General features: G+C 68.0%; 21 protein-coding genes. 13 read left to right on the top strand and 8 right to left on the bottom strand.

The annotated features are described in order from the left end of the window. Positions 1-106: 106 nt before the first annotated feature. From AC07WC_RS12125 to AC07WC_RS12075, 11 genes are all read left to right on the top strand, one after another. Positions 107-514, top strand: a complete 408-nt coding sequence (locus tag AC07WC_RS12125; protein ID WP_495210218.1) for a hypothetical protein — start codon at positions 107-109, stop codon at positions 512-514. A 30-nt stretch (positions 515-544) separates the two neighbouring features. Further along, positions 545-1,054, top strand: coding sequence for a YidH family protein (locus AC07WC_RS12120; protein ID WP_088433326.1), 510 nt, complete (start codon positions 545-547; stop codon positions 1,052-1,054). Positions 1,055-1,114: 60 nt separating this feature from the next. Next, on the top strand, positions 1,115-2,713 hold the full coding sequence (locus AC07WC_RS12115; protein ID WP_495210217.1) for an arylsulfatase: 1,599 nt from the start codon (positions 1,115-1,117) through the stop codon (positions 2,711-2,713). After that, a complete protein-coding gene (locus AC07WC_RS12110; RefSeq protein WP_495210216.1) occupies positions 2,713-3,639 on the top strand; it encodes a formylglycine-generating enzyme family protein in 927 nt (308 codons plus the stop codon). The genes AC07WC_RS12115 and AC07WC_RS12110 overlap by 1 nt, the downstream gene beginning before the upstream one ends. A 42-nt stretch (positions 3,640-3,681) precedes the next feature. Then, positions 3,682-4,059 (top strand): DUF1622 domain-containing protein, encoded by a 378-nt coding sequence (locus tag AC07WC_RS12105; RefSeq protein ID WP_495210215.1) that lies wholly within the window; start codon positions 3,682-3,684, stop codon positions 4,057-4,059. 43 nt (positions 4,060-4,102) lie between these two features. Then, on the top strand, positions 4,103-5,089 hold the full coding sequence (locus tag AC07WC_RS12100; RefSeq protein WP_495210214.1) for a SphA family protein: 987 nt from the start codon (positions 4,103-4,105) through the stop codon (positions 5,087-5,089). Further along, positions 5,079-5,960 carry a DUF2092 domain-containing protein gene (locus AC07WC_RS12095; protein WP_495210213.1) on the top strand — a complete coding sequence of 294 codons (882 nt, stop codon included), beginning with the start codon at positions 5,079-5,081 and terminating at the stop codon, positions 5,958-5,960. The genes AC07WC_RS12100 and AC07WC_RS12095 overlap by 11 nt, the downstream gene beginning before the upstream one ends. A 1-nt stretch (position 5,961) precedes the next feature. Further along, on the top strand, positions 5,962-6,492 hold the full coding sequence (locus tag AC07WC_RS12090) for a hypothetical protein (RefSeq protein ID WP_495210212.1): 531 nt from the start codon (positions 5,962-5,964) through the stop codon (positions 6,490-6,492). Between the two features lie 161 nt (positions 6,493-6,653). Beyond that, the gene (locus AC07WC_RS12085; protein ID WP_495210211.1) at positions 6,654-7,202 is read left to right on the top strand and encodes a DUF4136 domain-containing protein; all 549 of its coding nucleotides are present in this window, start codon (positions 6,654-6,656) and stop codon (positions 7,200-7,202) included. Between the two features lie 127 nt (positions 7,203-7,329). Then, complete coding sequence (locus AC07WC_RS12080; RefSeq protein ID WP_495210210.1) at positions 7,330-8,535, top strand: BamA/TamA family outer membrane protein; 1,206 nt, start codon at positions 7,330-7,332, stop codon at positions 8,533-8,535. A gap of 95 nt (positions 8,536-8,630) precedes the next feature. Then, positions 8,631-10,823, top strand: a complete 2,193-nt coding sequence (locus tag AC07WC_RS12075) for a patatin-like phospholipase family protein (protein WP_495210209.1) — start codon at positions 8,631-8,633, stop codon at positions 10,821-10,823. A gap of 68 nt (positions 10,824-10,891) precedes the next feature. Here AC07WC_RS12075 and AC07WC_RS12070 read toward each other — a convergent pair whose 3' ends face one another. From AC07WC_RS12070 to AC07WC_RS12040, 7 genes are all read right to left on the bottom strand, one after another. After that, on the bottom strand, positions 10,892-11,068 hold the full coding sequence (locus AC07WC_RS12070; protein ID WP_167390385.1) for a hypothetical protein: 177 nt from the start codon (positions 11,066-11,068) through the stop codon (positions 10,892-10,894). A 22-nt stretch (positions 11,069-11,090) separates the two neighbouring features. After that, the gene (locus tag AC07WC_RS12065) at positions 11,091-11,684 is read right to left on the bottom strand and encodes a lipid-binding SYLF domain-containing protein (RefSeq protein WP_495210208.1); all 594 of its coding nucleotides are present in this window, start codon (positions 11,682-11,684) and stop codon (positions 11,091-11,093) included. A 26-nt stretch (positions 11,685-11,710) separates the two neighbouring features. After that, complete coding sequence (locus tag AC07WC_RS12060) at positions 11,711-13,150, bottom strand: DUF1254 domain-containing protein (RefSeq protein WP_495210207.1); 1,440 nt, start codon at positions 13,148-13,150, stop codon at positions 11,711-11,713. A gap of 38 nt (positions 13,151-13,188) precedes the next feature. Beyond that, a complete protein-coding gene (locus AC07WC_RS12055) occupies positions 13,189-14,013 on the bottom strand; it encodes a hypothetical protein (RefSeq protein ID WP_495210206.1) in 825 nt (274 codons plus the stop codon). Beyond that, entirely contained in the window at positions 14,010-14,147 is a 138-nt protein-coding gene (locus AC07WC_RS12050) for a hypothetical protein (protein WP_495210205.1), read from the bottom strand. The genes AC07WC_RS12055 and AC07WC_RS12050 overlap by 4 nt, the downstream gene beginning before the upstream one ends. A gap of 512 nt (positions 14,148-14,659) precedes the next feature. Next, a complete protein-coding gene (locus AC07WC_RS12045; RefSeq protein WP_495210204.1) occupies positions 14,660-15,445 on the bottom strand; it encodes a DUF2092 domain-containing protein in 786 nt (261 codons plus the stop codon). A gap of 155 nt (positions 15,446-15,600) precedes the next feature. Further along, a complete protein-coding gene (locus AC07WC_RS12040; RefSeq protein ID WP_495210203.1) occupies positions 15,601-17,481 on the bottom strand; it encodes a DUF885 domain-containing protein in 1,881 nt (626 codons plus the stop codon). 436 nt (positions 17,482-17,917) lie between these two features. Here AC07WC_RS12040 and AC07WC_RS12035 point away from each other — a divergent pair, with 436 nt between their 5' ends. Together AC07WC_RS12035 and AC07WC_RS12030 are read left to right on the top strand one after the other, a co-directional pair. Continuing rightward, positions 17,918-20,593, top strand: coding sequence for a TonB-dependent receptor plug domain-containing protein (locus tag AC07WC_RS12035; protein ID WP_495210202.1), 2,676 nt, complete (start codon positions 17,918-17,920; stop codon positions 20,591-20,593). Then, a complete protein-coding gene (locus AC07WC_RS12030) occupies positions 20,590-21,753 on the top strand; it encodes a pyridoxal phosphate-dependent aminotransferase (protein ID WP_495210201.1) in 1,164 nt (387 codons plus the stop codon). The genes AC07WC_RS12035 and AC07WC_RS12030 overlap by 4 nt, the downstream gene beginning before the upstream one ends. On the opposite strand, the gene AC07WC_RS12025 is transcribed toward AC07WC_RS12030, so the two are convergent. After that, positions 21,750-23,537, bottom strand: a complete 1,788-nt coding sequence (locus AC07WC_RS12025) for an FAD-binding oxidoreductase (protein ID WP_495210200.1) — start codon at positions 23,535-23,537, stop codon at positions 21,750-21,752. The two genes, AC07WC_RS12030 and AC07WC_RS12025, sit on opposite strands and share 4 nt — an antisense overlap. Positions 23,538-23,606: the final 69 nt, after the last annotated feature.

Below are 23,606 nucleotides of genomic sequence, written 5' to 3'. Positions count from 1 at the left end.
GGGCGTGGCGGGCGCAGTAAAAATACTGTGGCGCATGCAGTACTAACTCGATTGTGCGGCCTGCGCGGGCCGCCCAAGCTGGAGTCCTGACCCAAGGACCCCGCCCATGCTCCTGGTGATCGATTTTCTTACGCGCTTCTGGACGGACATGATCGATCGCGCCGACGGTCCCATGACGTTCCGCTTCTTCCTGCAGCCCACGATGGCGCTCATCACCGCGCTGATCGACGGCATCAAGGACGCCAAGGCGGGCAGGACTCCGTACGCGTGGCTGCTGACCCACAGCTCGGCCGGCGAGCGCAAGGTGGCCTGGCGCCAAGGGGTGACCGCCACGACGCGGATCCTGCTGCTCGGTGTGGGCATGGATGTGATCTACCAGTTCCGCATGTTCGGTGGCTTCAAGTACCCGCTGGAAGCCTTCGTCATCGCCGTGGTGCTCGGCTTCCTGCCGTATCTCGTCCTGCGTGGCCCGATCACCCGCATCGCAACGCGCTGGCTGCGCCGCCGTCAGTGACTCCCAAACCTTCCACGCCACGAGCCCTTCATGAATGACACCGACCCGAGCAAGCGCCTCAGCGACCGTGCCCTGAGCATCGCGCGTGCCAAGGAGCTGCTTGGTGGCAGCGACGAGGCGTCCATCGAACTGTCCTCGCGGCGGACCGGGATGTCGTTCCAGCGGACCCGCATGAGCGCGGACCGCACGCTGATGTCGATCATCCGCACGGCGCTGTCGCTGATCGGCTTCGGCTTCACCATCTATCAGTTCTTCGGGCACATGCTGGAGACCGGCACCGCGCTGCGCCCACATGCACCGCGCAATTTCGGCATCGCGCTGGTCGGGCTCGGGCTGGTGCTGCTGACCCTGGGCATCGTCTACCACGTGCGCTACATGCAGGGCCTGCGTGCCGAGCGCCGGATCATGATCGGCGAGGGCCTGGTCCATGGCGAAAGCCACTATCCCATCTCGCTCACCCTCATCACCGCCGGGCTGCTCTGGCTGCTCGGCCTGCTGGCGATCGTCAGCATGACCTTCAACGTCTCGCCGTTCGCTTGACGGCCGTTCCCGCATGCCGGCATGACGCCGGAACCCAACACGCATCCCCTGGAGAGTGTCATGGCAACAGCAAAAACGGCAGCATCCCCCAAGTCATCCGGAACCACGAAGGCCGGCAAGAACGGCAAGCGGCCGAACATCCTGGTGATCTGGGGCGACGACATCGGCATCAGCAATCTGAGCTGCTACAGCCAGGGCCTGATGGGCTACCGGACGCCGAACATCGATCGCATCGCCAATGAAGGCACGCTGTTCACCGACTCCTACGGCGAGCAGTCCTGCACCGCCGGCCGATCCTCGTTCATCACCGGCCAGAGCGTGTACCGCACCGGCCTGTCCAAGGTCGGCATCCCCGGCGCACCGACCGGAATGAACGAAAAACTGGTGACCATCGCCGCGCTGCTGAAGAACCAGGGCTATGCCACCGGCCAGTTCGGCAAGAATCATCTGGGCGACCTGAACCACATGCTGCCGACCAACCACGGCTTCGATGAGTTCTACGGCAACCTGTACCACCTCAATGCCGAGGAAGAGCCGGACATGTACGACTACTTCCCGGAAAAGGACTTCCCGAACTTCCGGAAAACCATGGGCCCGCGCGGCGTCATCCGCAGCTGGGCCACGGACAAGGACGATGCCACGGTGCAGGAGCGCTGGGGCAGGATCGGCAAGCAGAAGATCGAAGACACCGGACCGCTGACGCCTGAGCGGATGGAAACCTGCGACGAGGATTTCGCGGCTACCGCCAAGGACTTCATCAAGCGCCAGCACGATGCCGACACCCCGTTCTTCGTCTGGGTGAACTTCACCCACATGCACTTGTTCACCCACACCAAGAAGGAAAGCCTCGGCCAGGCCGGGCGCTGGCAGTCGCCGTACCACGACACCATGATCGACCACGACAGGAACGTCGGCGAGCTGCTCGACTATCTCGACGAGCTGGGCATCGCCGAGGACACCTTCGTGATGTATTCCACCGATAACGGCCCGCACCGGAACTCGTGGCCGGACGGCGGCACCACGCCGTTCCGCAGCGAGAAGGACACCAACTGGGAGGGCGCCTTCCGCATTCCGATGGTGGTGCGCTGGCCGGGCCAGATTCCCGCGGGCACGATTGCCAACGGCATCGTGCAGCATCACGACTGGCTGCCGACCTTCCTGGCCATGGCCGGCGACCCGGATGTCAGTGAGAAACTCAAGAAGGGCTACAAGGCGATCGGGCGGACCTACAAGAACCATATCGATGGCGTCAACCTGACCGGCTACCTGACCGGCAAGGACAAGGAGAGCCCGCGCAAGCTGTTCGTCTATTTCAGCGACGACGGCGACGTGATGGCGATCCGCTACGACAACTGGAAAGTGTCGTTCATGGAGCAGCGTTGCAAGGGGACGCTGCAGGTCTGGTCCGAGCCGCTCATCCGGCTGCGCCTGCCCAAGGTCTACAACCTGAGGACCGACCCGTACGAGTTCGCCGACATCACCTCGAACTCGTACTACGACTGGTTCCTGCATCACGATTACATCCTGTTCGGGGCCTATGCGATCGCCGACAAGTTCGCGGCCACCTTCAAGGATTTCCCGCGGGTGCAGAAGCCCAACACGTTCACCATCGATGATGCGTTGGCCAAGCTCAGCGAAGCCTGCGCGGGCAATCAATGATGAGCGTCGTCGCCGACACCATGATCGACCTCGCCGGCGGCGTCTTCGTGATGGGATCCAACGATCACTATCCCGAAGAACGGCCGGCACACAAGGCGCGGGTGGCACCGTTCCGGATCGACCGGTACCCGGTGACCAACCGGGAGTTCGCACGGTTCATCCGGGCCACGGGCTACGTCACCGCTGCCGAGCGCCCGGCGGACCCGGCCGATTATCCCGGCGCGGATCCGGCACTGCTGGTGCCGTCTTCGGTGGTGTTCGTGCAGCCGGCGCACCCGGTCGATCTGTCCAATACGCACAACTGGTGGCACTACGTGGCCGGCGCTGACTGGCGTCATCCGCGTGGCCCAGGATCGTCGCTGCAGGGCCTGGACGATCATCCGGTGGTGCACGTGAATGTCGCCGACGCGCTGGCGTATGCGCAGTGGATGGACAAGGACCTGCCCACGGAAGCGGAATGGGAGTTCGCCGCCCGCGGCGGGCAGGAGAGCGGCGAGTTCGCCTGGGGCGACAGCCTGGTGCCGGGGGGGCGCCATCAGGCCAATACCTGGCAGGGCGAGTTCCCCTGGCACAGCCTGGACGAGGACGGCTATCGCTGGACCTCGCCGGTGGGTAGTTTCCCGCCCAATGGCTACGGCCTGTACGACATGATCGGCAATGTCTGGGAGTGGACCAGCGACTGGTACCAGCAGCACGACCAGCTGCAGAGCAAGCCGTGCTGCGCGATCGACAACCCCCGCGGCGGCGCGCGCGAGGGCAGCCACGACCCGCGCGACCGCAGCGCGATGCCGCGCCGGGTGATGAAGGGCGGTTCGCATCTGTGCGCGCCGAACTACTGCCGGCGTTACCGCCCGGCGGCGCGGATGGCGCAGCCGATCGACACCTCCACCTGCCACCTCGGCTTCCGTTGCGTGGAGCGCGGATGAGCGGCACCTGCCACCGCCAGGTGCGTTACCGGAGCACCCCAGATGACGCCTCTCAAGGCATGGCTGATTGCCGTTACCGAACCGGTCGTGGTCATCATCGATGCGATGGCGCTGGTGCTGATCACGCTCGCCACGGCCGTGGTGTTCGTGCAGGCACTGCGCCTGGCGATGCGCGGGCACCCGACCAACGTGGAGCGGCGCGCGTTGTGGCTGGCGTACGGGCGCTGGCTGGTCGCCGGACTCACCATCCAGCTGGCCGCGGACATCATCGAATCCTCGATCTACACCGACTGGGATGCGATCGGCCAACTGGCTGCGATAGCGGTGATCCGGACCTTCCTGAACTATTTCCTGGAACGCGACATCGAGGAAGTGCGCGAGCGCCAGCACGCGCCCCGGTCGACGCCCGGGCTGCCCTGATCGCGCGCAGTGCGATTCCCCTTCCGCCCTGGAGGCAGTTGCCATGAACACCCCTGCACGCACCACGCCCCCGACCCTGCCGCGCGGTCCGCTGGCCCTGATCCTGGGCGGACTGCTGGCGCTCGGCAGCGCCCCGGTCGCGGCCACGGAAGGCGCCCTGGGGCGCTCGATCACCGGCATGCAGATCACCTCCTACGCCGGCGTCATTCCGCCCGAGCCGGGCATGCAGTGGTCGCTGAGCTACATCCAGTACAACGGCAGGATCAGCGGCGGCCGCCCGGCACCGATCGCCGGCCAGATCTCATTGGGGCTGGAAGCCGACGTCAGCCTGACCGCTGCCACCGGCGTGTATGTCTGGCCGACCAAGGCCGGGCGCTGGAATTTCGCGTCGATGCTGACCGTGCCGTACATCGATGCGGACGTCACCGCCAATCTCTCGGGGCCGCTGGGCAATCGCTTCCAGGCCAAGGACCACGCGTCCAACCTGTTCGACGTCTACTTCGCCCCGGTGATCGCCGGATTCCACATCAGCGAGGTGCAGCACCTGTCCTTCGGCGTGTACGTGTATGCGCCCACGGCCACGTACGACCCCAACCGGCTGGCCAACCCGGGCATGAACATCTGGACCTTCTCGCCCAGCGTGGGCTACACGCATCTGTTCCAGAAGGGCACGCTGGAATTCAGCGTGCTGGGTGCCACCGACTGGTACACCCGCAACGACGACACCGACTACAAGAACGGTGTGGTGGCACGGGCCGACCTGCTGCTGGTCAAGCGCACTGCCAGCGGCTGGGGCTTAGGTGCCGCCGGCGGCTGGATCCAGCAGCTGCAGGATGACAAGGGCGATACCGCCGACCGCCTGGATGGATTCAAGGGGCGCTCGTTCGGCCTCGGCCCGGTGCTGACCTACGGCAAGAAGTGGTCCGGCGGCGAGCATCTGGATGTCTCCTTCCGCTATGTCGGTGAGTTCAGCGTCAAGAACCGCTTCGAGGGCGACCCCTGGAGTCTCTCGATCAGCGGTGGTTTCTGATCCCGGCCGCGCCACTGCGGCCGCCTGTCCTCCGTCCCGTGGAGTAACGGTCAAGCCTTCTGTCTTCCCTCCCGTTGCCTGGTCGGCGTGCCTGCTGCTGGCCGCGCTGGCGCCTGCGGCGCACGCGGCCACCCGCGTTGCCCAGGGGGCCCCCGCCGCCGCCGCGCCGGTCGACAGCCCCGAACGCGATCCGGAGGCGCTGGCCGCGCTGGACCGCATGGGCGCCGCGCTGCGCGCGCTCAAGCAGTTCTCGCTGACCTCGCAGGCAAGTACCGAAATCGTCCTCGATGACGGCCAGAAGGTCGAGCTGGATGGCGTGGTCACCTACAAGGCCAGGCTGCCGAACCAACTGTTCCTGGAACTGCGCAGCGACCGGCAGCTCCGCCAGCTGTTCTACGACGGGAAGGCACTGTCGCTGTACTCTCCGCGCCTGAAGTACTACGCCCGGGTCGACGGGTTGAGCGCCACGCTCGGCGAATTGGTCGAGGACGCGGCCAGTCGCTACGGCATCGACATGCCGCTGGCCGACATGTTCCTGTGGGGCACCGACAAAGCCCCGAAGACCGCCATCCGTGGCGCGCTGCATATCGGCGGCGGCACCCTGGACGGCGAGGCCATCGAGCAGTACGCGTTCAAGCAGGACGGGGTGGACTGGCAGCTGTGGGTCAGCAAGGCGACCGCGTTGCCGAAGAAGCTGGTGATCACCTCGCTGGATGATCCGGCGTTGCCGCAATACCGTGCACAGCTGCGCTGGGATACGCGCACGCCGGTGGCGGCCACCGCGTTCCAGTTCACGCCTCCGGCCGATGCGGCCCGGATCAAGCTGGTCCCGGTGGCGGTGGTGATCGACGCCGCTGGACAGGAGAACTGACATGCGGACCGTGATCAATCGCTTCTTCGTGGCGTCCTCGCTGGCTGCCGGCCTGCTCCTCGTGGTCCTGCTGGCGGTGGCCGCACCGGCCAGCGCCCAGCGTGGCGGCGGCTTCCATGGCGGCGGTGCACGTGCCAGCGCCCACACCAGCATCAACCGTCCCGTGCAGCGCCCGCAGGGCGGCAACATCAATCGCGGCGGTGGCGGAAACATCAACCGGAACATCGATGCGAACCGCAACGTCAATCGCAACATCAACCGCAATGTCGATCGCAACGTCAACGTCAACGTGGACTACCACGACGATCACTGGAACCACTGGGATGACCATCCCTTCGCAACCGTCGCGGCGGTGACCGCTGGTGTGGCGGTGACTTCGGCGGTGATCGGCTCGATCGTCACCTCGGTACCGCCCAGCTGCGTGACCACCGTCATCAACGGCATGGCCTACCAGCAGTGCGGCAACGTCTGGTACGAGCCGCGCTATGCCGGCACCAGCGTGCAGTACGTGGTGATCAACCCGCCGCGCTGAACGCGCTCGGTAGTTTTTCCAGTCGCCACTGCGTAGTTATGCGCATTACCTGCGACTGCCGGTGCATTACCGTGATGGCAACCGAGGCTGCCACCCCGGCCCGCCACAGGACGGCTGCCCACGCAGCGCGTCTTTCCATCCTGCCCCTGGAGACTCGCGTCATGAAAGCCTTCGCCATTGCCGTCCTGGCCACCGCCCTGGTCGCCTGCGCTTCCACCCCGACCGTCAAGACCGACTACGATCCGTCGGCCAGCTTCGGGTCCTATAAAACCTACACCTGGGCGATGAAGCCCGAGGCAAGCTCACCGCTGGTGCAGCAACGCATCATCGACGGCATCAACGCCCGCCTGCAGGCCAAGGGCCTGCGCGAAGCGCCCAACGGCGATATCGCCCTGGCCGTCCACATCGCCACGGGGCAGAAGCAGACCCTGGACACCTTCTACAGCGGCACCGGCATGGGCGGGTGGGGCTGGCGGGGTGGCGGCTGGGGCGGCGGCATGGCCATGGGCAACGCCACGACCACGGTACACACGTATGACGTGGGCACCCTGGTGGTGGACATGTTCGATGCGCGGACCAAGCAGGCGGTGTGGCGCGGTACGGCCAGCGGTACCGTGCCGACCTCGCCGGACAAGGTCAATGCGGCGGTGGAGGCAGGGCTGGACAAACTGTTCGCTGCGTTCCCGCCGGGTGCGACCGCCGCACGCTGAGTGCTGCGCCGAAGATGCAAACGCGTTCAACCGCGCGGGCCCGTGCCGGGCTGTTCCCCTCCCACCGGCGCGGGCCCGCGCACTTGAAGTGACGGGCCGTCCTGCTCCCCATCTCCCGAGGTGCTCCGTGTCGATCGGCCACGCCGTACGCCTGCTGTCGCTGATGGGCGTACTTGCGCCCTGGACCGCCATCGCCCAGCAGAGCAGCCCGGCAACAGCCGAGCCTGTTGCGCCGCAGGTGCAGACGTCGGCACCGGGCGCCAAGGCCTCGTTGTTCCGCGACGCCGAAGATGGCCATTTCGACATGTCGCGCTGGCTGCTCGAGCACCGCGGCTTCCTGCCCGTGCCGATCATCGTGACCGATCCGGCGGTTGGCAACGGCGGCGGCGTGGCGCTGGCGTTCTTCCATCGCCCGCCGGCCTCCGGATCGCCGGGCGAGGGCGGTGCACCGAAGATGGTGACACCGGACATCTATGGAGGCGGCGCGATGCGTACCTCCAACGGCAGCCAGGCGTACGGCGTGGGCGCCTCCCTGCATTTCGACGACGACCGCTGGCGCTACCGCGGTGGGGTGGCCAAGACCTCTTTCAACCTGGGCTTCTACACGCCCGGCACGCTGCTGCCCGCGCAGGAGATCGAGTACAACATGGACGGGCTGATGTCGTTCCAGCAGGGCTTCCGGCGCCTTGGCGACCGCGACCTTTACCTGGGCCTGGCCTGGGTCTACATGGACCTGGACATCGGCTTCGATGTCGCCTCCGACAGTGACCGGTTCCAGCCGCACGAGCTGTCCAAGCGCAGCTCGGGGCTCGGCCTGTCGCTGGAATACGACTCCCGCGACAATCCGTTCACGCCGTCCAAGGGGTGGCTGGGCATGGTCGAGGGCAATTTCTACCTGCCCGGGATCGGCAGCGACGCGACCTTCCAGAGCTATCGCGGGCACGCCTACGGCTACTGGCCGATGGGCAGGTACTTCGTGCTCGGCGGCCGCGCCGATGCGCGCTGGGCCAACGGAGAGATCCCGTTCTACCGGCTGCCCTACATCGACCTGCGCGGCATCGGTTCGGCACGTTACCAGGACACCCGCGCGGCGGTGCTGGAGAGCGAGCTGCGCTGGAACATGACCCAGCGCTGGGCGCTGATCGGCTTCGTTGGCGCAGGCCGCACCTGGGGACGCCACAACAGTTTCAGCGATGGCGCCAGCCAGGTCTCCAAGGGCGCGGGCGTGCGCTATCTGATCGCCCGCCAGCTCGGCATGCATGTCGGCGTGGACTATGCCTGGGGGCCGGAAGACGACACGTTCTACATCCAGGTCGGCAGCGCATGGCATTGAGATGCCCCTGTCGTCGGGTGCCGCGCACGGCATCACTGGTGCTCGCGGGGGTGTGCGCGGCCGCTGCGCTGGCGCCGCTGCGCGCGGCCGAACCGATGTCGCCGCCCGTCGTGGCCGGCGAAGCCAGCCACTGCGGCCTGCGCGGCCCGGGCGACACCCGTCCGCGCATCGGCCTGGCACTGGGCGGCGGCGGCGCGCGTGGCATCGCGCACGTGCGCATCCTCAAGCAGCTCGAGGCGCTGCACATTCCGGTGGACTGCATCGCCGGCACCAGCGCTGGCGCCCTGGTCGGCGCGCTGTATGCCTCCGGGTCCACACCTGAACAGATCGAGCAGGTCGTGCTGAGCACCGAATGGTTGAGCCTGTTCACCGATACCCTGCCGCGTCGCGACCGGTCGCTGCGGCGCAAGGCCGACGACTACGCGCAGCTGGCCCCGATCGGCATCGGTCTGGGCGGCGAAGGCAAGGCGGTGGCGCTGGCCGGTGGCGTTTCCGAGGGCGAGAAGTTGATCGCGCTGTTCGAGCGCGCCACCGGCGGCAGCCGGGTCAGCGGTCGCTTCGACGATCTTCCCATCCCGTTCCGCGCGGTCGCCACCGACATCAACACCGGGCAGCCGGTGGTGCTCTCCGAGGGCAACCTGCCGATGGCCATGCGCGCCAGCATGTCCCTGCCAGGCATCTTCCGCCCGGTGGTGATCGATGGGCACGTGCTGCTCGATGGCGGCCTGTCCAACCAGGTCCCGATCGACGTGGTGCGCGCGATGGGTGCCGACCGGGTGATCGCGGTGGACGTGGGCACACCGCTCAAGCCACTGGATCGCGACGCCAGCCTGGTCGATGTGATCAGCCAGTTGAGCGGCTTCCTGACCACCCGCAGCGCCCAGGCCCAACTGGACAGCCTGGGGACGCAGGATCTGCTGATCTCGCCGGACCTGACCGGCAAGGTCGCCACCGGCGATTTCGACAAGGCCCCGGAAGCGCTGCGGATCGGCCAGCTCGCTGCCGAGCAGGCGGCCCCGGCCCTGCGCGCGTTCGCGCAGACCCCGCAGGTGTACGCGCAGCTGGCCGCGCAGCGCGTGCAGCGCGAACGTCCGGTGGGCCAGGACAGGATCGAGTTCGTCGAGGTGGAGAACCATACCGGCTACGCCGACGCGCTGCTGTTGAGCTACCTGCCGGTGCACCTCGGCGAACCGCTCGACATCAAGGGCATGCAGGCCGGCGTCCTGCGCGCCTACGGCATGGGCACGCTGGCCAGCATCAACTACGACGTACGCGAGCGCGACGGCCGCACCGGTGTCTTCGTCTCCGCCTATCCCAAGCCGAACGGTCCCATCTACCTGGAGGCCGGGTTGAGCCTGAGCAACGACCTGGAAGGCAACCACGAAAGCAACCTGCGCGCCGGCCTGCTGTTCTCGCCGCTGTCGCCGTATGGCGCCGAGGCGCGCATCGCCCTGCAGATCGGCAGCGAGCCGGGGCTGACCGGACAGTACTACCGTCCCTTCGATCTGCACGACCGTTACGCGTTCCAGGTTGGCGGCGGGTTCCAGACCCGCAGCTTCAATCTGTATGACGAGGACGGCGACAAGATCGCCCGCTACCGGGTACGCCGTACCGGCGGCACGCTGGCGCTGGTCCGCAATGTCTCCAATGTGCTTGCGTTGTCGGTCGGGGTGGAGCGCTACACGGGCAACGCCGAGGTGGAGGTCGGTGACCCGACCATTCCACGCGTGAACTTCGAGGAGGGCGCCTGGATCGCGCAGGCGACGCTGGACGACATCGACAGTGTGTACTTCCCGCGCGATGGTTACCTGGTCAACGCCGGGACGTACCAGTCCAGCCCGAGCCTGGGTGCCGATGCACGCTTCGGTCAGCTGGACCTGGATGCGGTGGCGGCCCGTTCGTTCGGCCGGCATGCCCTGCAGCTGGGACTGCGCTATCACGTGACGTCGTCCGGCACGGCCCCGGTGCAGAACCTGTACCGGCTCGGCGGGCGCTGGCGGCTGGCCGGGTTCCAGCACAATCAGTTGACCGGGCAGGACTACGCCCTCGGGTTCGCCGGCTACACCTACGAGCTGGGCAAGCTGCTTGGCCGCTCGGCGCAGGTGGGGGGCACGGTCGAGTACGGCAACGCCTGGCAGCGCCGCAGCGACATGTCCCTGAGTGACGGGATCTGGAACGGCAGCGTGTTCCTCGGCTTCGACTCATGGATCGGCCCGTTGATCTTCGGCATGGGCTTCCGCGAGGGCGGCGAGAACGTGGTGTTCATCGAGCTGGGGCAATCGCTGTGATGCCGGCCAGCGGCCGGTACTAGCGGGGGGGCTCGCGGGTAGTGCCGGCCGCTGGCCGGCAGCGCGGGTCACCACACCTGCGACAGGATCACCCCGAGCGCGCCGCACCAGCATACGATCACGAACCAGGCCAGCACCGCGTTGGCGCTGATGCCACGATGCCGCACGAACAAGCTCAGCACCAGCGCGGCGACCAGCGGCAGCACGAACAGACTGACGATCCAGACCAACGGATGACCGTGCATGGGAGCTCCCTGGCCTGACGGCTCAGTTCAATGCCTTGTCGGGGTAGTAGCGGGTGCCCTTGACCGTCAGTTCCGCGGCCAGGCCGCTTTCGGTCATCTGGTAGACCCACACGTCGTCGGAGATCTGCACGGCGCCGGTGAGGCCGCCACCCGCCTTGTCGACCTTTGCGGCCAACGTGGCCTGGCCGCCGATCTCGATGCCGCGGGTGATGAAATCCTGGAATGCCTCGGGTGTCCTGAACACCCAGACCAGATCGAAGGTCTTGGCACCGAATCCGAGGCCGGCCTGGATCTCGACCATGCGCATGAAGGTCTCCTGTCCACTGCGGTTGTCGATGGCCACGCCATGCCCGCCACCACCGCCGGCGATCAGCACCTTGACCCCGAAGCTGCGGAACACCGCATACCCGGCGGCCTGTTCCACTGCCTGGCGGGCGCCGGGCTGGGCCGTGTACAGCCGCGACAACACGGCAGCGGTGGCGGTGCGCGCCTGGTTCTGCGCCTCGCGCTTCTCCGTTGACGGCGGCGCATCAATGCGTGCGGGCGCACTGGAACTGCAGCCAACAACGAGTGCGCTGGCCAGGGTCAGGGCCAACACAGGCAGGCAAGGTTTCATCACGGCACCTCCGGAAGGAACAGCAGTCACTGCACGCGCTCGATCGGCGGCGAGGTCCACTGGCCCTGCAGCAGCTCAGGCTTGGGCCAGTAGTAGCGCATCGCGGCCATGAACGGGCCGTTGGGCGTCGGGAGCCAGTTGCTCTGTTTGTCCGGCCCCGGCGAGTCGTGCTGCAGGTAGAGCGTGACGCCGCCCTCGGCATCTTTCTTGAGCTGCGGCAGCATCGCGGCATTGATCAGATAACGGTCGATCGGATTGGCCACCAGCAGTTGGGCGGGCAGGTCATACATGGTCAACGACCAGAACGCGTTGACCGGCGGCAGGCCGTCCTTGCCGAATCGCAGCACGTACCGGTGCTTGCTGCCGTCCAGCGGGGCGCCGTCGGCATCCTTTTCGTAGATGGGGTACAGCGCTTCATCGCGCGAGTTGGCGCCGATGCCCATCTGGGTGCCGGTGGCGCGCGCGACATAATCGTTCCTGAGGAACTCGCGGGTGCCGAACAGGGTGTCCATCTTTCCGCCCAGTGCGCTGCGGCGCGCGTCGATCGCATGCTGCCCATCGGCCATTCCGTCCTTCAGCGCCTGCAGCATCGGCGGCGGCAGCGCCGCCAGGTCCAGCGGCTGTCCCGGCACGATGCCGATCCGGGCAAAGCGCGCGCGCAGGTCCACTTCACTGGGGTGCGGCGGCGCGAACTGCAGCAGGAAGGCCAGGTGGCCGAAAAAGGCCGGCGAGGTGCGTGCTTCGCTGCCGTGCAGCGGCGCGGGCCAGTCCACCGCGGCAGGTGCCGGCGGCGCGGGTGTGCCGAGGTAGGACGACAACGGCTGCACCTTGTAATCAGCCTGGATGCGTTTGACGTTGTCCAGGTCGGCGGGGTTGAACAACTGCGTGCGCCCGACCAGGCTGACCAGCTGGGTTTCCGAGCGGATCACCTGGGTGATGCCGTCGGGGACCGCGCCCTGCCAGTCCGGGCCGGCGATCAGATAGTGGCCGCCGTCGTTGCCGGTGGTGCGGCTGCCGATGTAGGCGAAGTTGTAGGTGTACAGATCCATCAGTTGGAACACGAAGTAGCGCTCCGGTTCCATCTTCGGCAGGCTGATCACCACCGGTTCGGCGCGCAGGTCCAGCCCGGCGAACGAGTAGGGCGTGTCCGAATTGGGCGTCACGAAGGCGGTGTCGGCCGGGGTGAACACCCGGGCGATATTGAGGATGGTGTTGGAGGGCCCCTTGTACTGTGGGTTGGCGGTGTCGATGCTGAAGGTATGCATCGTCTGGTACTCGCCCAGCAGCGGGACGCCGTAGACATACGCATCGCGGGCGATCGCGCGCGTATCGGCGGCGTCCGCGGGTGGCTCACCCGGTGCGGTCGTGGCCTGGGTCGACGGCGCCGGCCGGCAGGCCGCCAGCAGGGCGAGGATCGCCCCGGCGATCGCCAGGGCGGCGGCGGTGCGCAGCAGTCGCATGATCATGTCCTCTCAGTGCACGCAGCAGACGGCGCGCCTCGGCATCATTCAGGGAAGACCAGGGTCACCATCATCCGGGCGGTCCAGCGGCTGGCGTACTGCGGGCGGTCCACGTTGTAGAAGCCGCCGACGCCGATGCTCACCGGCGTGTGGCCGACCCGCAGCACCTTGGACACGGTCGCCCCCAGTGGCACCGTCCATGCGTCGCCGCTGTCGGCTTTCCAGTTGTAGTTGGTCTCGGAGGTGAAACTCAGCGACCAGCCCTTGGGTAGATTGCGGGTGAGGAAGGGCTGCACGCTGGTGCTGCTGACATCTTCGCGGTCGCTGTCGCCGCCCACCGACCAGACATGGTTGGCCAATGCACCCACGGTCCACTTCTGCGTTTTGTGCACCAGGATGAAGGCCGGGCCGAGCGAGTACTTGCCCGTGCCCAGGCTGTCGTGCGAGGCGGTATCGAGCAGCGCGGCGAAGCCGAAGCCGACCTCGGTGCCATGCGCCTCCGAGGCGGTCTTGGGGATGTAGTAACCCTGCACGAACAGATCGCCGGTCCCGTGCTTGTCTTCCGGGAATTGGTTCCAGCTCAGCGGCAGGATCGGGCGCAGGATGAACTTGCCATTCTCGCCGACGAAGGGAATCACTGGCTGGATCTTCAACTGCTGGTTGTGGAAGTCGCTGCCCGGCCCGACCGAACCCTGGTAGTTGTACTGGAACGGCACCGAGATCAGTGCTGCGCCCGGGTCGGCGAGCTTGCGGGCGATGTCATCGGAGGACGCCGAGCCGGCCGGCGCTTCCTGCGCGGCCAGTGGCGCGGCGCAGGCGATGCCGGCGAGCAGCGTGAGCCGCGAGAGCCGCGGACGGTGACCGCTCATTGCGGCGCGTCCACGACCACGTACTGCACGGTGGTGCCCGAGTAGCGCGGCTGGTACCAGGCATTGTCACAGCGTTGGTAGCCCAGGCCGTTGACGATGACCGTGCTGCAGTCCACCGGCAGTGAGTAGACCACCGAACCGATCACCGCCGAGGTGACCGCGACGCCGGCGGTGAATGCCGCAGCGTCCCAGAACGGATGATCCCAGTACGGCGGCGGGGGCGGCGGCGGGTACGGTCCAGGGCCCGGCGGGTGCGGACCGGGGCCGGGACCCGGTCCAGGCGGATGCGGCCCCGGACCTGGTCCTGGTCCTGGACCTGGCCCTGGCGGGTGAGGTCCCGGCCCGGGTCCCGGCCCCGGAGCAGGGTGGGGGCCGGGACCCGGACCAGGATGCGGACCCGGCTCTGGGCGAGGGCCCGGACCGGGGTGTGGCGCAGGGCCCGGCCCTGGCGGATGCGGCGCGAAGCCACCACCGCCATGCGTGAAGCCTCCGCCGCCGAAACCGCCGGCATGGGCGATCGAGGGATGGGCAAAGCCGCGCAGACCCGGCCGTGCCTCGGCAGTGGCGGGCAGCAGCGCGCTGCCCAGCAGCAGGGTGATCAGGGTGGAGGCAAGTGCGGCACGCAGTGTCGTGGAACGGTCCATGCTCAGTTCTCCCCGTCAGGCGTGGTCTGCGCGGCCAGTGCGACCGGGACGAACACGATCCTGGTCGCGCCCTTCGGATCGAAGGCCAGTTCCTTCGCGGTCACCGCGCGTCGCGTGTCCCAGTTCAACGTGGCCTGGTAGGTGGGCAGGGCCGGATCGCTGTGGCTGGTGATCGCGAGTTGACGCGGCAGATGGGTGGCGTCGGAGATCCAGACCTGCCAATCCACGCCAGGCTGCCGGAAGGCGTAATGCTGCGTAGCCTCGCCGTCGATGCGGGCACTGCCGACCAGCAGTGCCGACTGGAACTGATCCGTCGGGAACGCCGGCGTGCCCCACAGGAACAGGTCGGCCAGCGGCAGTTCGATGCCATACGTGGTGGCAGATTCGGACAGCAGTGCCTGGCTGCTCTTGTTCAACCCATCCAGCGTGGCGTAGTACTTCAGGCGCGGGGAGTAGATCGTCAGCGCTTTGCCGTCATAGAACAGCTGACGGTGCTGCTGGTCGCTCTGGATTTCCGCGAAGAAGTGGTCCGGCCCGAGCACGCGATACGTGACGGTGCCGGGCAGCGCGATCTTCTGGCCATCGTCGAGCACGTACTCGGTGCTGGTCGTGGCGCTCAGCGAGAAGTGCGGCAGGGCGCGAAGGGCGGTGCCCATGCGGGTCAGGGCCTGGATCGCCTCGGCATCGATCGTCGCTGCAGCGGTCTGCGCGGCAAGCGGCGGGGGTGACAACAGCAGCGGTCCAGCCAGGACCAGGGCCAACAGCAGGCGCGACGGGGTGCGCGGCATGACAGTCTCCAGAGTGTCGTCGATGGGCCGCGTAATCCACCGACCCTGCTGACACTCTGCGCACCGCCCACGCGGCGGACAACCGGAGTTACACGGTAAGCCGCTAGGTATTTATACGCAGGCACCGGCCGCACACCGGCGCCTGCGCGGTGCGCTCATGGGCCACGAGTGGAGGGTGGGCCGCCGGCGGCGATCCAGTCCTCGACCGCCTGGCTGACTACCGTCATCGGCATCGCCCCATTGCCCAGGATCAGATCGTGGAAGGCGCGGATATCGAAGCGGTCGCCGAGTTGCCTGCGGGCGTGCCCGCGCAGTTCCAGCAGGCGCAGCTGGCCCATCTTGTAGGACGAGGCCTGGCCCGGCTGCACCAGATAGCGATTGACCTCGATGCGGACGTCGGCCGGCGTCATCCCGGTCTTGGCCTGCATGTAGGCCATCGCCTGTTCGGGCGTCCACTGTTTGCGATGCAGGCCGGTATCCACCACCAGCCGCACCGAGCGGAACATCTCGGCCTGGAGCCGACCCAGGTCACCGGCCGGGTCATCGCGGTAAACACCGGCCTCGGCCATCAGTTGTTCGGCATACAGCGCCCAGCCCTCGCTGAACGCACTCGGGTTGAGGCTGCGGCGCAGCATCGGCAGATCGGTCAGGGTCTGGCCGATCGAGATCTGGAAGTGATGGCCGGGCGAGCCCTCGTGATAGGTGAGGGTGGGAATGCTCCAGCGCGTGTTCGAGGTGATGTCGCCCAGGTTGATGAAGAACGTGCCAGGGCGCGAGCCATCCATCGCCGGGGGGTAGTAGTAACCGCCGGGCGAGGTGGCCTGCATGTGCGCGGGCACCGGCTGCACCACCAGTTTCTGCGCCGGCAGGTGGCCGAAGTAGGTGGGCAGGATCGGGCCCAGGTCGCTCAGCCGCTGTTGGATGTCGCCGATCAGCGCCTTGCGGCCGGCATCGCTGTCCGGATACAGGTAGCGCGGGTCCTTGCGCAGTGTCTCGATCCGCGCGGCGACCGTGCCGTCGCGCAGGCCGAGCTGTTTCAGGCGTGCATCCATGGCGGTGTCCAGCCGCGCCACCTCGCTGAGGCCGATCTGGTGGATCGCATCGGCATCCAGATCGGTGCTGGTATACCAGCGCAGCGCTGCGTCGTAATACGCCTTGCCCCCGGGCAGGGCCCACACGCCCTTGTTGCCGGGATGGGTGGCGAGCCTGGCCTGCACGTCATCGAGCAGGCGCTGGTACCCCGGATTGACGGCGTCGCGCACGGCGGTGGTCGCCTGCGCGATCAGTTCCGCCCGCCGCGCGGCGGCGATGGTCGGCACCTTGTCCAGCTTGCGCTGCAATGACTGCACCCACAGGCTGTTTTCCGGGGCAGGCGTGAGCAGCGCACGGAACTGGCTGGCCGCCCCTTCCAATGCCACCTCCGGCGGTACCACGCCCTGGCTGGCCTGCATGTCGACATTGGCGCGGACCTGGTCCAGTTTGGGGCCCATGGCCCGCAGGCGCGCGATGTAATGGCGGGCACTGGTCTCGTCGGTCACCGCATGTTGATTGTCCATGAACTGCGGCAGGTTGACCGGCAGGCTGAACAGCTGGTCCACCGCATAGGTGCTGCCGCCGACCGGCAACCACGCCGCAGCCCAGGGCACCGCCATCAGATCGATCTGGGCCTGGTAGAACCAGCGCGCCAATCCATCGCTGAGACGTTGCTGCGGATCCAGCGGCGCGCCGTTCCAGCCCTTTATCTGGGCCAGGTTGTCAGCCATCGCGCGGCGGTTGACCTCGCGCCGTGCCAGCGAGACGTCGGTCAACTGGTCGGACAGATCGCCAGCAGCATCGCCGCTGATGCCCAGCATGGTGCGCAGTTCGGGATCGGCGTTGATCGCGGCCATCGTCTGCGCATCGAGCAGTGCGTTGAACGAGGTGGGGGCAACGGCGCTTGCGGTCGCAGGCGTCTGTGCACGCGCCTCCGGAACGGACAGGGCCACCGCGCCGGCAAGGGCGAGTGTGAGCAGGGCAGGGGCGAGGCGGGCGGGCATGATCGGAAACACAGGGCGATCTCCGTTGGCGGGCAGGCTGCGCGCAGGCTACGCCTGTGCGTGTGCGGCCGCATCTGCGGATCGTCACGTCCGCGCAGGTTCCGCTGTCGGCGGGTCGTTCGCCGTCATCCGGCGAGCACCGTTGGCTATGTGGATATTCCCATGGGTAAGGGCGTTGGCCGCCGCGTGGCTCCCACCAATGAATGAAATCAGTGACTTGACCGCCACCCTTGGCAGGTGTGTCCGCGCGCGCAACGACGTGCACGTCGGGACCGATTGACGCTCTGCAACAAGTTTGCAACATGTCCCGCAGGTCACCTGGGGGAACCTGTCTTGCCTGCATTCCATCTGCCACGGCGATGTCGCCACTGACGTACCGCCTGCGCCGCGCTCCATCGTCTCTTGCGGGCCTCGCCCGATCTCTGCGGAAGTTGCCATGAATCCTCGCGCCACCGTGCTGCGACGTCGTCGTCTGTCCGTCGCCGTGCTTGCCAGTCTGTTCACCACCCTGCCTGTCCACGCGCAATCGTCCGCTACCGCGCCGGCAGTCACCCAGCTCGACCAGCTCACCGTGCTCGGCAACCGGACCCAGGCACGCACCGTGCTGGAATCGCCGGTCCCGATCGACGTGCTCGGGGCCGAGGACATCCGCAGCAGCGGCTACACCGACATCAGCCAGATCCTGCAGTCGCTGCTGCCCTCGTTCAATTTCCCGCACCCGACCACGCCGGACGGCAACACCCACATCCGCTCGGCGACGCTGCGCGGGCTGTCGCCGGATCAGACCCTGGTGCTGGTCAACGGCAAGCGCCGGCATGCCAGCGCCTGGGTCAACACCGGCGGAACGGTCGGCAAGGGCGCGGTCTCCACCGATCTGAACGCCATTCCGGTCAGTGCGATCGAGCGGGTGGAAGTGCTGCGTGATGGCGCGTCCGCCCAGTACGGTTCGGACGCGATCGCCGGGGTGATCAACATCGTGCTGCGCGAGGATGCCGGATTCGAAGGTCGCGTCAGCCGCGGCACCACCCGCGATGGCGGCGGCGGTACGACGGCCGTCGCGCTGGATACCGGCGTGGCCTTCGCCGACGGTGGCGGCCTGCACCTGACCTGGGACTATCGCGACCGCAAGGCGGCCAACCGCGCGCTGCCCGATACGCGCCAGCAGTACTTCGGGATCGGTCGCAACGGTGCGCCGGTGGCGCCCTCGGGCACCTTCGGCTCCGGCACCGGCCTGGCCCCGATCGGCGGCGCGGCCGCAGGTGCGGTCGCCGATCCACGTGAGGCCAGCATCGATCGCGATGCGCTGTGGCGCTTCGCCGACTCGGCCGATACCGTCGAGAAAACCGTGTTCGGCAACCTGCGCAAGCCGCTGGCCTGGGCCGAGGGACTGGAAGCCTATGCATTCGGTGGCTACGGGGTGAGCGAGGGCAGCTCCAATGCCTCGCTGCGCCGCGCCGGCCAGGTCGAGAACGTGCGTGCGATCTACCCGGACGGGTTCCTGCCGTGGGTGGATACGCAGAGTACGAACGCCTCGCTCGGTGCCGGCATCAAGGGCCTGCTCGGCGACTGGCACTGGGACCTGAGCAGCGTCTATGGCCGCAACAAGCTGGTCTATCGCACCCGCAACACGCTCAACGCGACTCTGGGTGCCGAGAGTCCGACCGCGTTCTACAACGGCGCGCTGGAGGCCTCGCAGTGGACGACCAACCTGGATGCGAACAACAGCGTCGAGCTGGGCTGGCATGCGCCGTTGCGACTGGCGGTGGGCGCGGAGTTCCGCCGCGACACCTATGGCATCTCGCCCGGCGAGCTCGACTCGTATGTGTGGGGGCCGGCACGCGTGCTCGATGGCCCTTCGGCCGGCAGCGTGCCGACCATCGGCTCGCAGGGCTTTGCCGGCATCCAGCCGGCCGATGCGGGCAACCACATTCGGCACAACGTCTCGGCCTATGCCGAAGCCGAGACCGATGTCACCGACCGTTTCCTGGTGTCGCTGGCCGGGCGCTGGGAGGACTACAGCGATTTCGGCAGTACCACCAACGGCAAGCTCGCGCTGCGTTACCAGCTCGATGGCGGGGTCGCGCTGCGCGCCTCGGTCAGCAGCGGCTTCCATGCGCCCGCACTGGCCCAGCAGTACTTCAGCTCCACCAGCAGCCGCACCCTCAACAACGCGGTGACCGGTGTGCCGGAGTACGTGCTGGTGCGCACCGCACCGGTGGATACGGTGGAGGCGCGCGCGCTGGGCGCGCGGTCGCTGGAGCCGGAGCAGGCCACCAATCTCACCGCCGGCCTTACCTGGGGCATCGGCGGGCTGAGTGCCTCGCTGGATGTGTACCGGATCGACATCGATGACCGCATCTTCCTCTCCAGCAACTTCGTCGATGCGGCCGGTACCACCGCGATCCGCGATTATCTGGCGGCGCTGGGTTCACCGGGGGTCACCAGCGTGCGCTACTTCAGCAACGCCGCAGACACCCGCACCACCGGTGTGGATGCGTCGGCACGCTACCTGTGGGAGCTGGCGGAGCATGGCCGGCTGACCGCGACCGTCGCTTACAATCGCAACAAGACCGAGCTGACCCACGTCGCCTCGACCCCGGCCCAGCTCACCGCGCTCGGTGTGCGCACGCCCTTGTTCGACGTCACCGAACGCACCCGCGTGGAGAAGGGCCAGCCGCGCGACAACCTGACCGTTGCGCTGGGCTGGGACGTCGGCCGCTGGGGCCTGCACCTGGGCACGCACCGGTACGGCGAGATCGAAGGCGTGGCGGCGACCAACCAGAGCGCGGCCAACGTCGCCGCCTTCGCGCAGGGCTCGACCCGTTTCCGCACGCTGCCAACCGAAGCCGGCACGGCCGGCAATTTCGATGTGATCCAGAAGCTGGAGGCGCGCTGGGTCACCGATCTGGACATCGCCTTCCGCGCCACCGACACCGTCACCCTGGTGGTGGGCGCGAACAATCTGTTCAATACCTATCCCACCCGCAACATCGCCACCACCCCGCAGGTCTCCGGTGCGGATACCTTTGGCGTATTCCCGTACAGCGAGCTGTCGCCGTTCGGCTGGAGCGGCACGTACTACTACGCACGCCTGGAGGCCCGTTTCCAATGACCCATGCCACGATGGCAGGCACGCTGCCTGCCGACCCGCAGCGCTGCCACTGGCTGCGTGCCGGTCTGACCAGTGCGGCGGTGGCCGCGCTGGCGCCGGTCGCCGGATCGGCCGCTGCGGCCGCCCCGTCCGCCCCGTCCGCCGCCGCCGACACGGCTCCCGATCTGCTGCGGCTGGACCTCAACGAAAGCAGCTACGGTCCCTCGCCGCGGGTGGGGCCGGCGGTGCAGCGTGCGCTGGTGGACGCGCCGCGCTACGTGAGCGCTGCCCAGCTGCAGGCCCTGCAGGTGCAGATCGCCACGCTGGAAGGGGTCGCGCCGGAGCAGGTCATCGTCGGTGAAGTGCTGGAAGCGCTCGGCCAGCACCTGGCGCTGAGCCAGGGTGCCGGTGGGTTCATCTATTCGGTGCCCGGTTATGGCGCTCTGGTGGATGCGGCCAGGCCCTTTGGCGGGCGGGCGGTGGAAGTGCCGTTGAACGCGCGGCTGGAGAATGATCTGCCCGCATTGCTGGCGGCGATCGCGGCGGACACCCGCGCGCTGTTCGTGGTCAATCCGCACAACCCGTCCGGCACGCTCAGCCCCGGCGCGGACTTCGATCGTTTCGTGACCGCCGCGCAGGCGCGCACGTTGGTGATCGTCGATGAGGCCTACCTGGACTACCGTGAGGACGCCGCCGCATTGAGCGCGGTACGCCTGCTGCGGCAGGGCCAGAACGTGGTGGTGTTCCGCACGCTGGGCAAGATCCACGCGCTGGCCGGGCTGCAGGTCGGCTATGCGCTGGCGCCGACGGCGTTGGCCGCGGCCCTGCACCAGCGCGGGGTCGGTGGCGCGCACGCGCAGAACCAGCTCTCGCTCGCCGCGGCATCTGCGGCGCTGGCTGATACCGCCCACGTTGCCCAGGTCCGGCGCAGCGTTGCGCTGGAGCGGCAGCGCTGGCAGCAGGTGCTGACCGGGCTGGGCCTGCGTTCAACCGAGGCGGCCGGCAATTTCGTGTTCGTCGACACCGGTCGCCCGCATGCGGCCATCGCCGCCGGGCTGCTGCAGCAGGGCGTTCGCATCGCGCGGGTGTTCGCCCCGTATGACAGCTGGGTGCGGATCACCATCGGCACGCCGGCGGAGAACCGGCGCGCGCAGCAGGCCTTGCGTCACGTGCTGGGCTAGCCGCGGACGCGCTCGAAGCCGTCCGCGCTCCAGTCTTCGCTGCCCACGCCGTGGTGGATGACGAACAGCCCGTGCGGATCGTAGCGGCGCTTGGCCGCCTGCAGGCGAGGGTAGTTCGGCCCCCAGAACGCCTGCTGCCAGTCTTTCTGGAAGTAGTCGCTCTCGGAGACGTAGGCCGGTGCGGACGGGGCCACCGCGCTCAGCGCCTGGTAGGCGCGCGCCACGTTCAAGGCACCGCGGCGTGCACGGGGCTCGTCCACGTTCAGGCCCAGGCCCGGGAAGACCGGGCCGCCAGCATTGCCGATGATGGCCAGCGCGAAGGCATCCAGCACCGCAGGGTGGGTGGCGCTGTCACGGCTGGCCGCCAGCGCGGCGGCCGGTGCGCCGAACAGGCCCTTGTTGCAGTGCAGGCCGACATCCATGTGCTCGGCCGCGGCGCAGATCGCGGCCGCCGCCTGCTCCCGCCGCGCATCGTCCAGCAGGCCCGACGGCAGCCAGGCCGAGGCGTAGCCGTGCAGGAACCAGCCGACCTGGCCCTGATCGCCCTTCCACAGCATGTGCCGCGGCGAGGCACCCGCGCGGGTGTCCTCGGCAATGAACCCGGGGGCATGCTGACGGAAGAAATCGGCATCCCAGAAATCGCGGGCCGGCATCGCCATGGCCTGCAGGGGCTCGGTGATCGTGTAGGCCGGACGCGCACGCACCCATGCCAGGAACGGCGCCCAGGTGGCTTCGGCCGCGTCACGCGACAACCCCTGGAACACCATCGAGACCGAGAGCCGACGCGTATCGGTGAAGGTGATCTGCTCGCCCCAGTGCGGGTTGCACAGGGTATCGCGGTAGAAGCGCAGCATCTCCGCGGCCAGCGCCTGCCAGCTGGCCGCGTCGCTGGCCTGGATCTGGCAGGAGACGCCGCCGAAGGTATCGGGCAGGGCGTGGGTGCGCAGCGTCATCCGGGTCACGATGCCGAAGCTCGCCGCGCAGCCACCCTTCAAGGCCCAGAACAGGTCCGGGTCGTTGTCGGCGTTGACGATGCGGATCTGGCCGTCGGCGGTGACGATCTCGGCCTCGAGCAGGCTGGCGGCGGCCGTGCCATGCGCCTTGGAGAAGCTGCCGAAGCCACCACCGGTGACCAGGCCGGTCACCCCCACGGAGGTGCAGCCACCGCCCTGGACATAGCGCCCGCCCCGCGTGGTGACCGCATCGTAGGCATCGATCCACATGGCCCCGGCGCCGACGCTCACCGCCGGTTGTGGCGCCGTGCCCGGGCGCGCGTTGTGGGCCACGAAGGCGTCGTGCAGCTCGACCTGGTTCATCGCGCGGGTCCAGACCAGCAGCGAATCCGGTGCGCAGGATGTGCCGTGGTAGCTGTGCCCACCGCCCTTGACCACCAGCCGCAGCCGGTGAGTGCGGGCGAAGTTCACCGCGGCGGCGACATCGGCGCTGTTGGCGGCCGAGACCATCTGGGCGCTGGGCACCGATCGCCACGCGCCGAAGTAGCCACTGGTCTGGGTCAGGGCGGGCTGGTCGCCGAGGAAGAAGGGGTTCTGCAATTGCTCCAGCGCCGCCGCGCGGCTCGTTGGGTCAGCCAGGAACGGCGACCGCGGGACCGACAGTCGGCCGCCCACCGCACGCGACAGCCGGTCCCACTCGGCCGCCGCCGGCCACGCCGCACTTCCAGGCCTCACCCTCACACCGGTCGCCGCGAACGCGGGGCCGGCGTTGAGCAGCATCGGCAACAGCGGCAGGGCCAGCCCGGCCTTGAGGCAATCGCGTCGTTTCATGGGAATCGTCCTGCGCTGGGCGCTGTGCGTGATGCCAATGAGTGTGATCCCGCGTAGGCCCGCCAGCAT

It is taken from the genome of Stenotrophomonas sp. GW821-FHT01H02A (assembly GCF_059422145.1).
This window is presented reverse-complemented; position numbering and strand designations above follow the sequence as displayed.

Coding starts and splice junctions, on each gene's coding strand:
- AC07WC_RS12125 (WP_495210218.1), top strand. CDS start 107: ATGCTCCTGGTGATCGATTTTCTTACGCGCTTCTGGACGGACATGATC.
- AC07WC_RS12120 (WP_088433326.1), top strand. CDS start 545: ATGAATGACACCGACCCGAGCAAGCGCCTCAGCGACCGTGCCCTGAGC.
- AC07WC_RS12115 (WP_495210217.1), top strand. CDS start 1,115: ATGGCAACAGCAAAAACGGCAGCATCCCCCAAGTCATCCGGAACCACG.
- AC07WC_RS12110 (WP_495210216.1), top strand. CDS start 2,713: ATGAGCGTCGTCGCCGACACCATGATCGACCTCGCCGGCGGCGTCTTC.
- AC07WC_RS12105 (WP_495210215.1), top strand. CDS start 3,682: ATGACGCCTCTCAAGGCATGGCTGATTGCCGTTACCGAACCGGTCGTG.
- AC07WC_RS12100 (WP_495210214.1), top strand. CDS start 4,103: ATGAACACCCCTGCACGCACCACGCCCCCGACCCTGCCGCGCGGTCCG.
- AC07WC_RS12090 (WP_495210212.1), top strand. CDS start 5,962: ATGCGGACCGTGATCAATCGCTTCTTCGTGGCGTCCTCGCTGGCTGCC.
- AC07WC_RS12085 (WP_495210211.1), top strand. CDS start 6,654: ATGAAAGCCTTCGCCATTGCCGTCCTGGCCACCGCCCTGGTCGCCTGC.
- AC07WC_RS12075 (WP_495210209.1), top strand. CDS start 8,631: ATGTCGCCGCCCGTCGTGGCCGGCGAAGCCAGCCACTGCGGCCTGCGC.
- AC07WC_RS12070 (WP_167390385.1), bottom strand. CDS start 11,068: ATGCACGGTCATCCGTTGGTCTGGATCGTCAGTCTGTTCGTGCTGCCG.
- AC07WC_RS12065 (WP_495210208.1), bottom strand. CDS start 11,684: ATGAAACCTTGCCTGCCTGTGTTGGCCCTGACCCTGGCCAGCGCACTC.
- AC07WC_RS12060 (WP_495210207.1), bottom strand. CDS start 13,150: ATGATCATGCGACTGCTGCGCACCGCCGCCGCCCTGGCGATCGCCGGG.
- AC07WC_RS12055 (WP_495210206.1), bottom strand. CDS start 14,013: ATGAGCGGTCACCGTCCGCGGCTCTCGCGGCTCACGCTGCTCGCCGGC.
- AC07WC_RS12045 (WP_495210204.1), bottom strand. CDS start 15,445: ATGCCGCGCACCCCGTCGCGCCTGCTGTTGGCCCTGGTCCTGGCTGGA.
- AC07WC_RS12040 (WP_495210203.1), bottom strand. CDS start 17,481: ATGCCCGCCCGCCTCGCCCCTGCCCTGCTCACACTCGCCCTTGCCGGC.
- AC07WC_RS12035 (WP_495210202.1), top strand. CDS start 17,918: ATGAATCCTCGCGCCACCGTGCTGCGACGTCGTCGTCTGTCCGTCGCC.
- AC07WC_RS12030 (WP_495210201.1), top strand. CDS start 20,590: ATGACCCATGCCACGATGGCAGGCACGCTGCCTGCCGACCCGCAGCGC.
- AC07WC_RS12025 (WP_495210200.1), bottom strand. CDS start 23,537: ATGAAACGACGCGATTGCCTCAAGGCCGGGCTGGCCCTGCCGCTGTTG.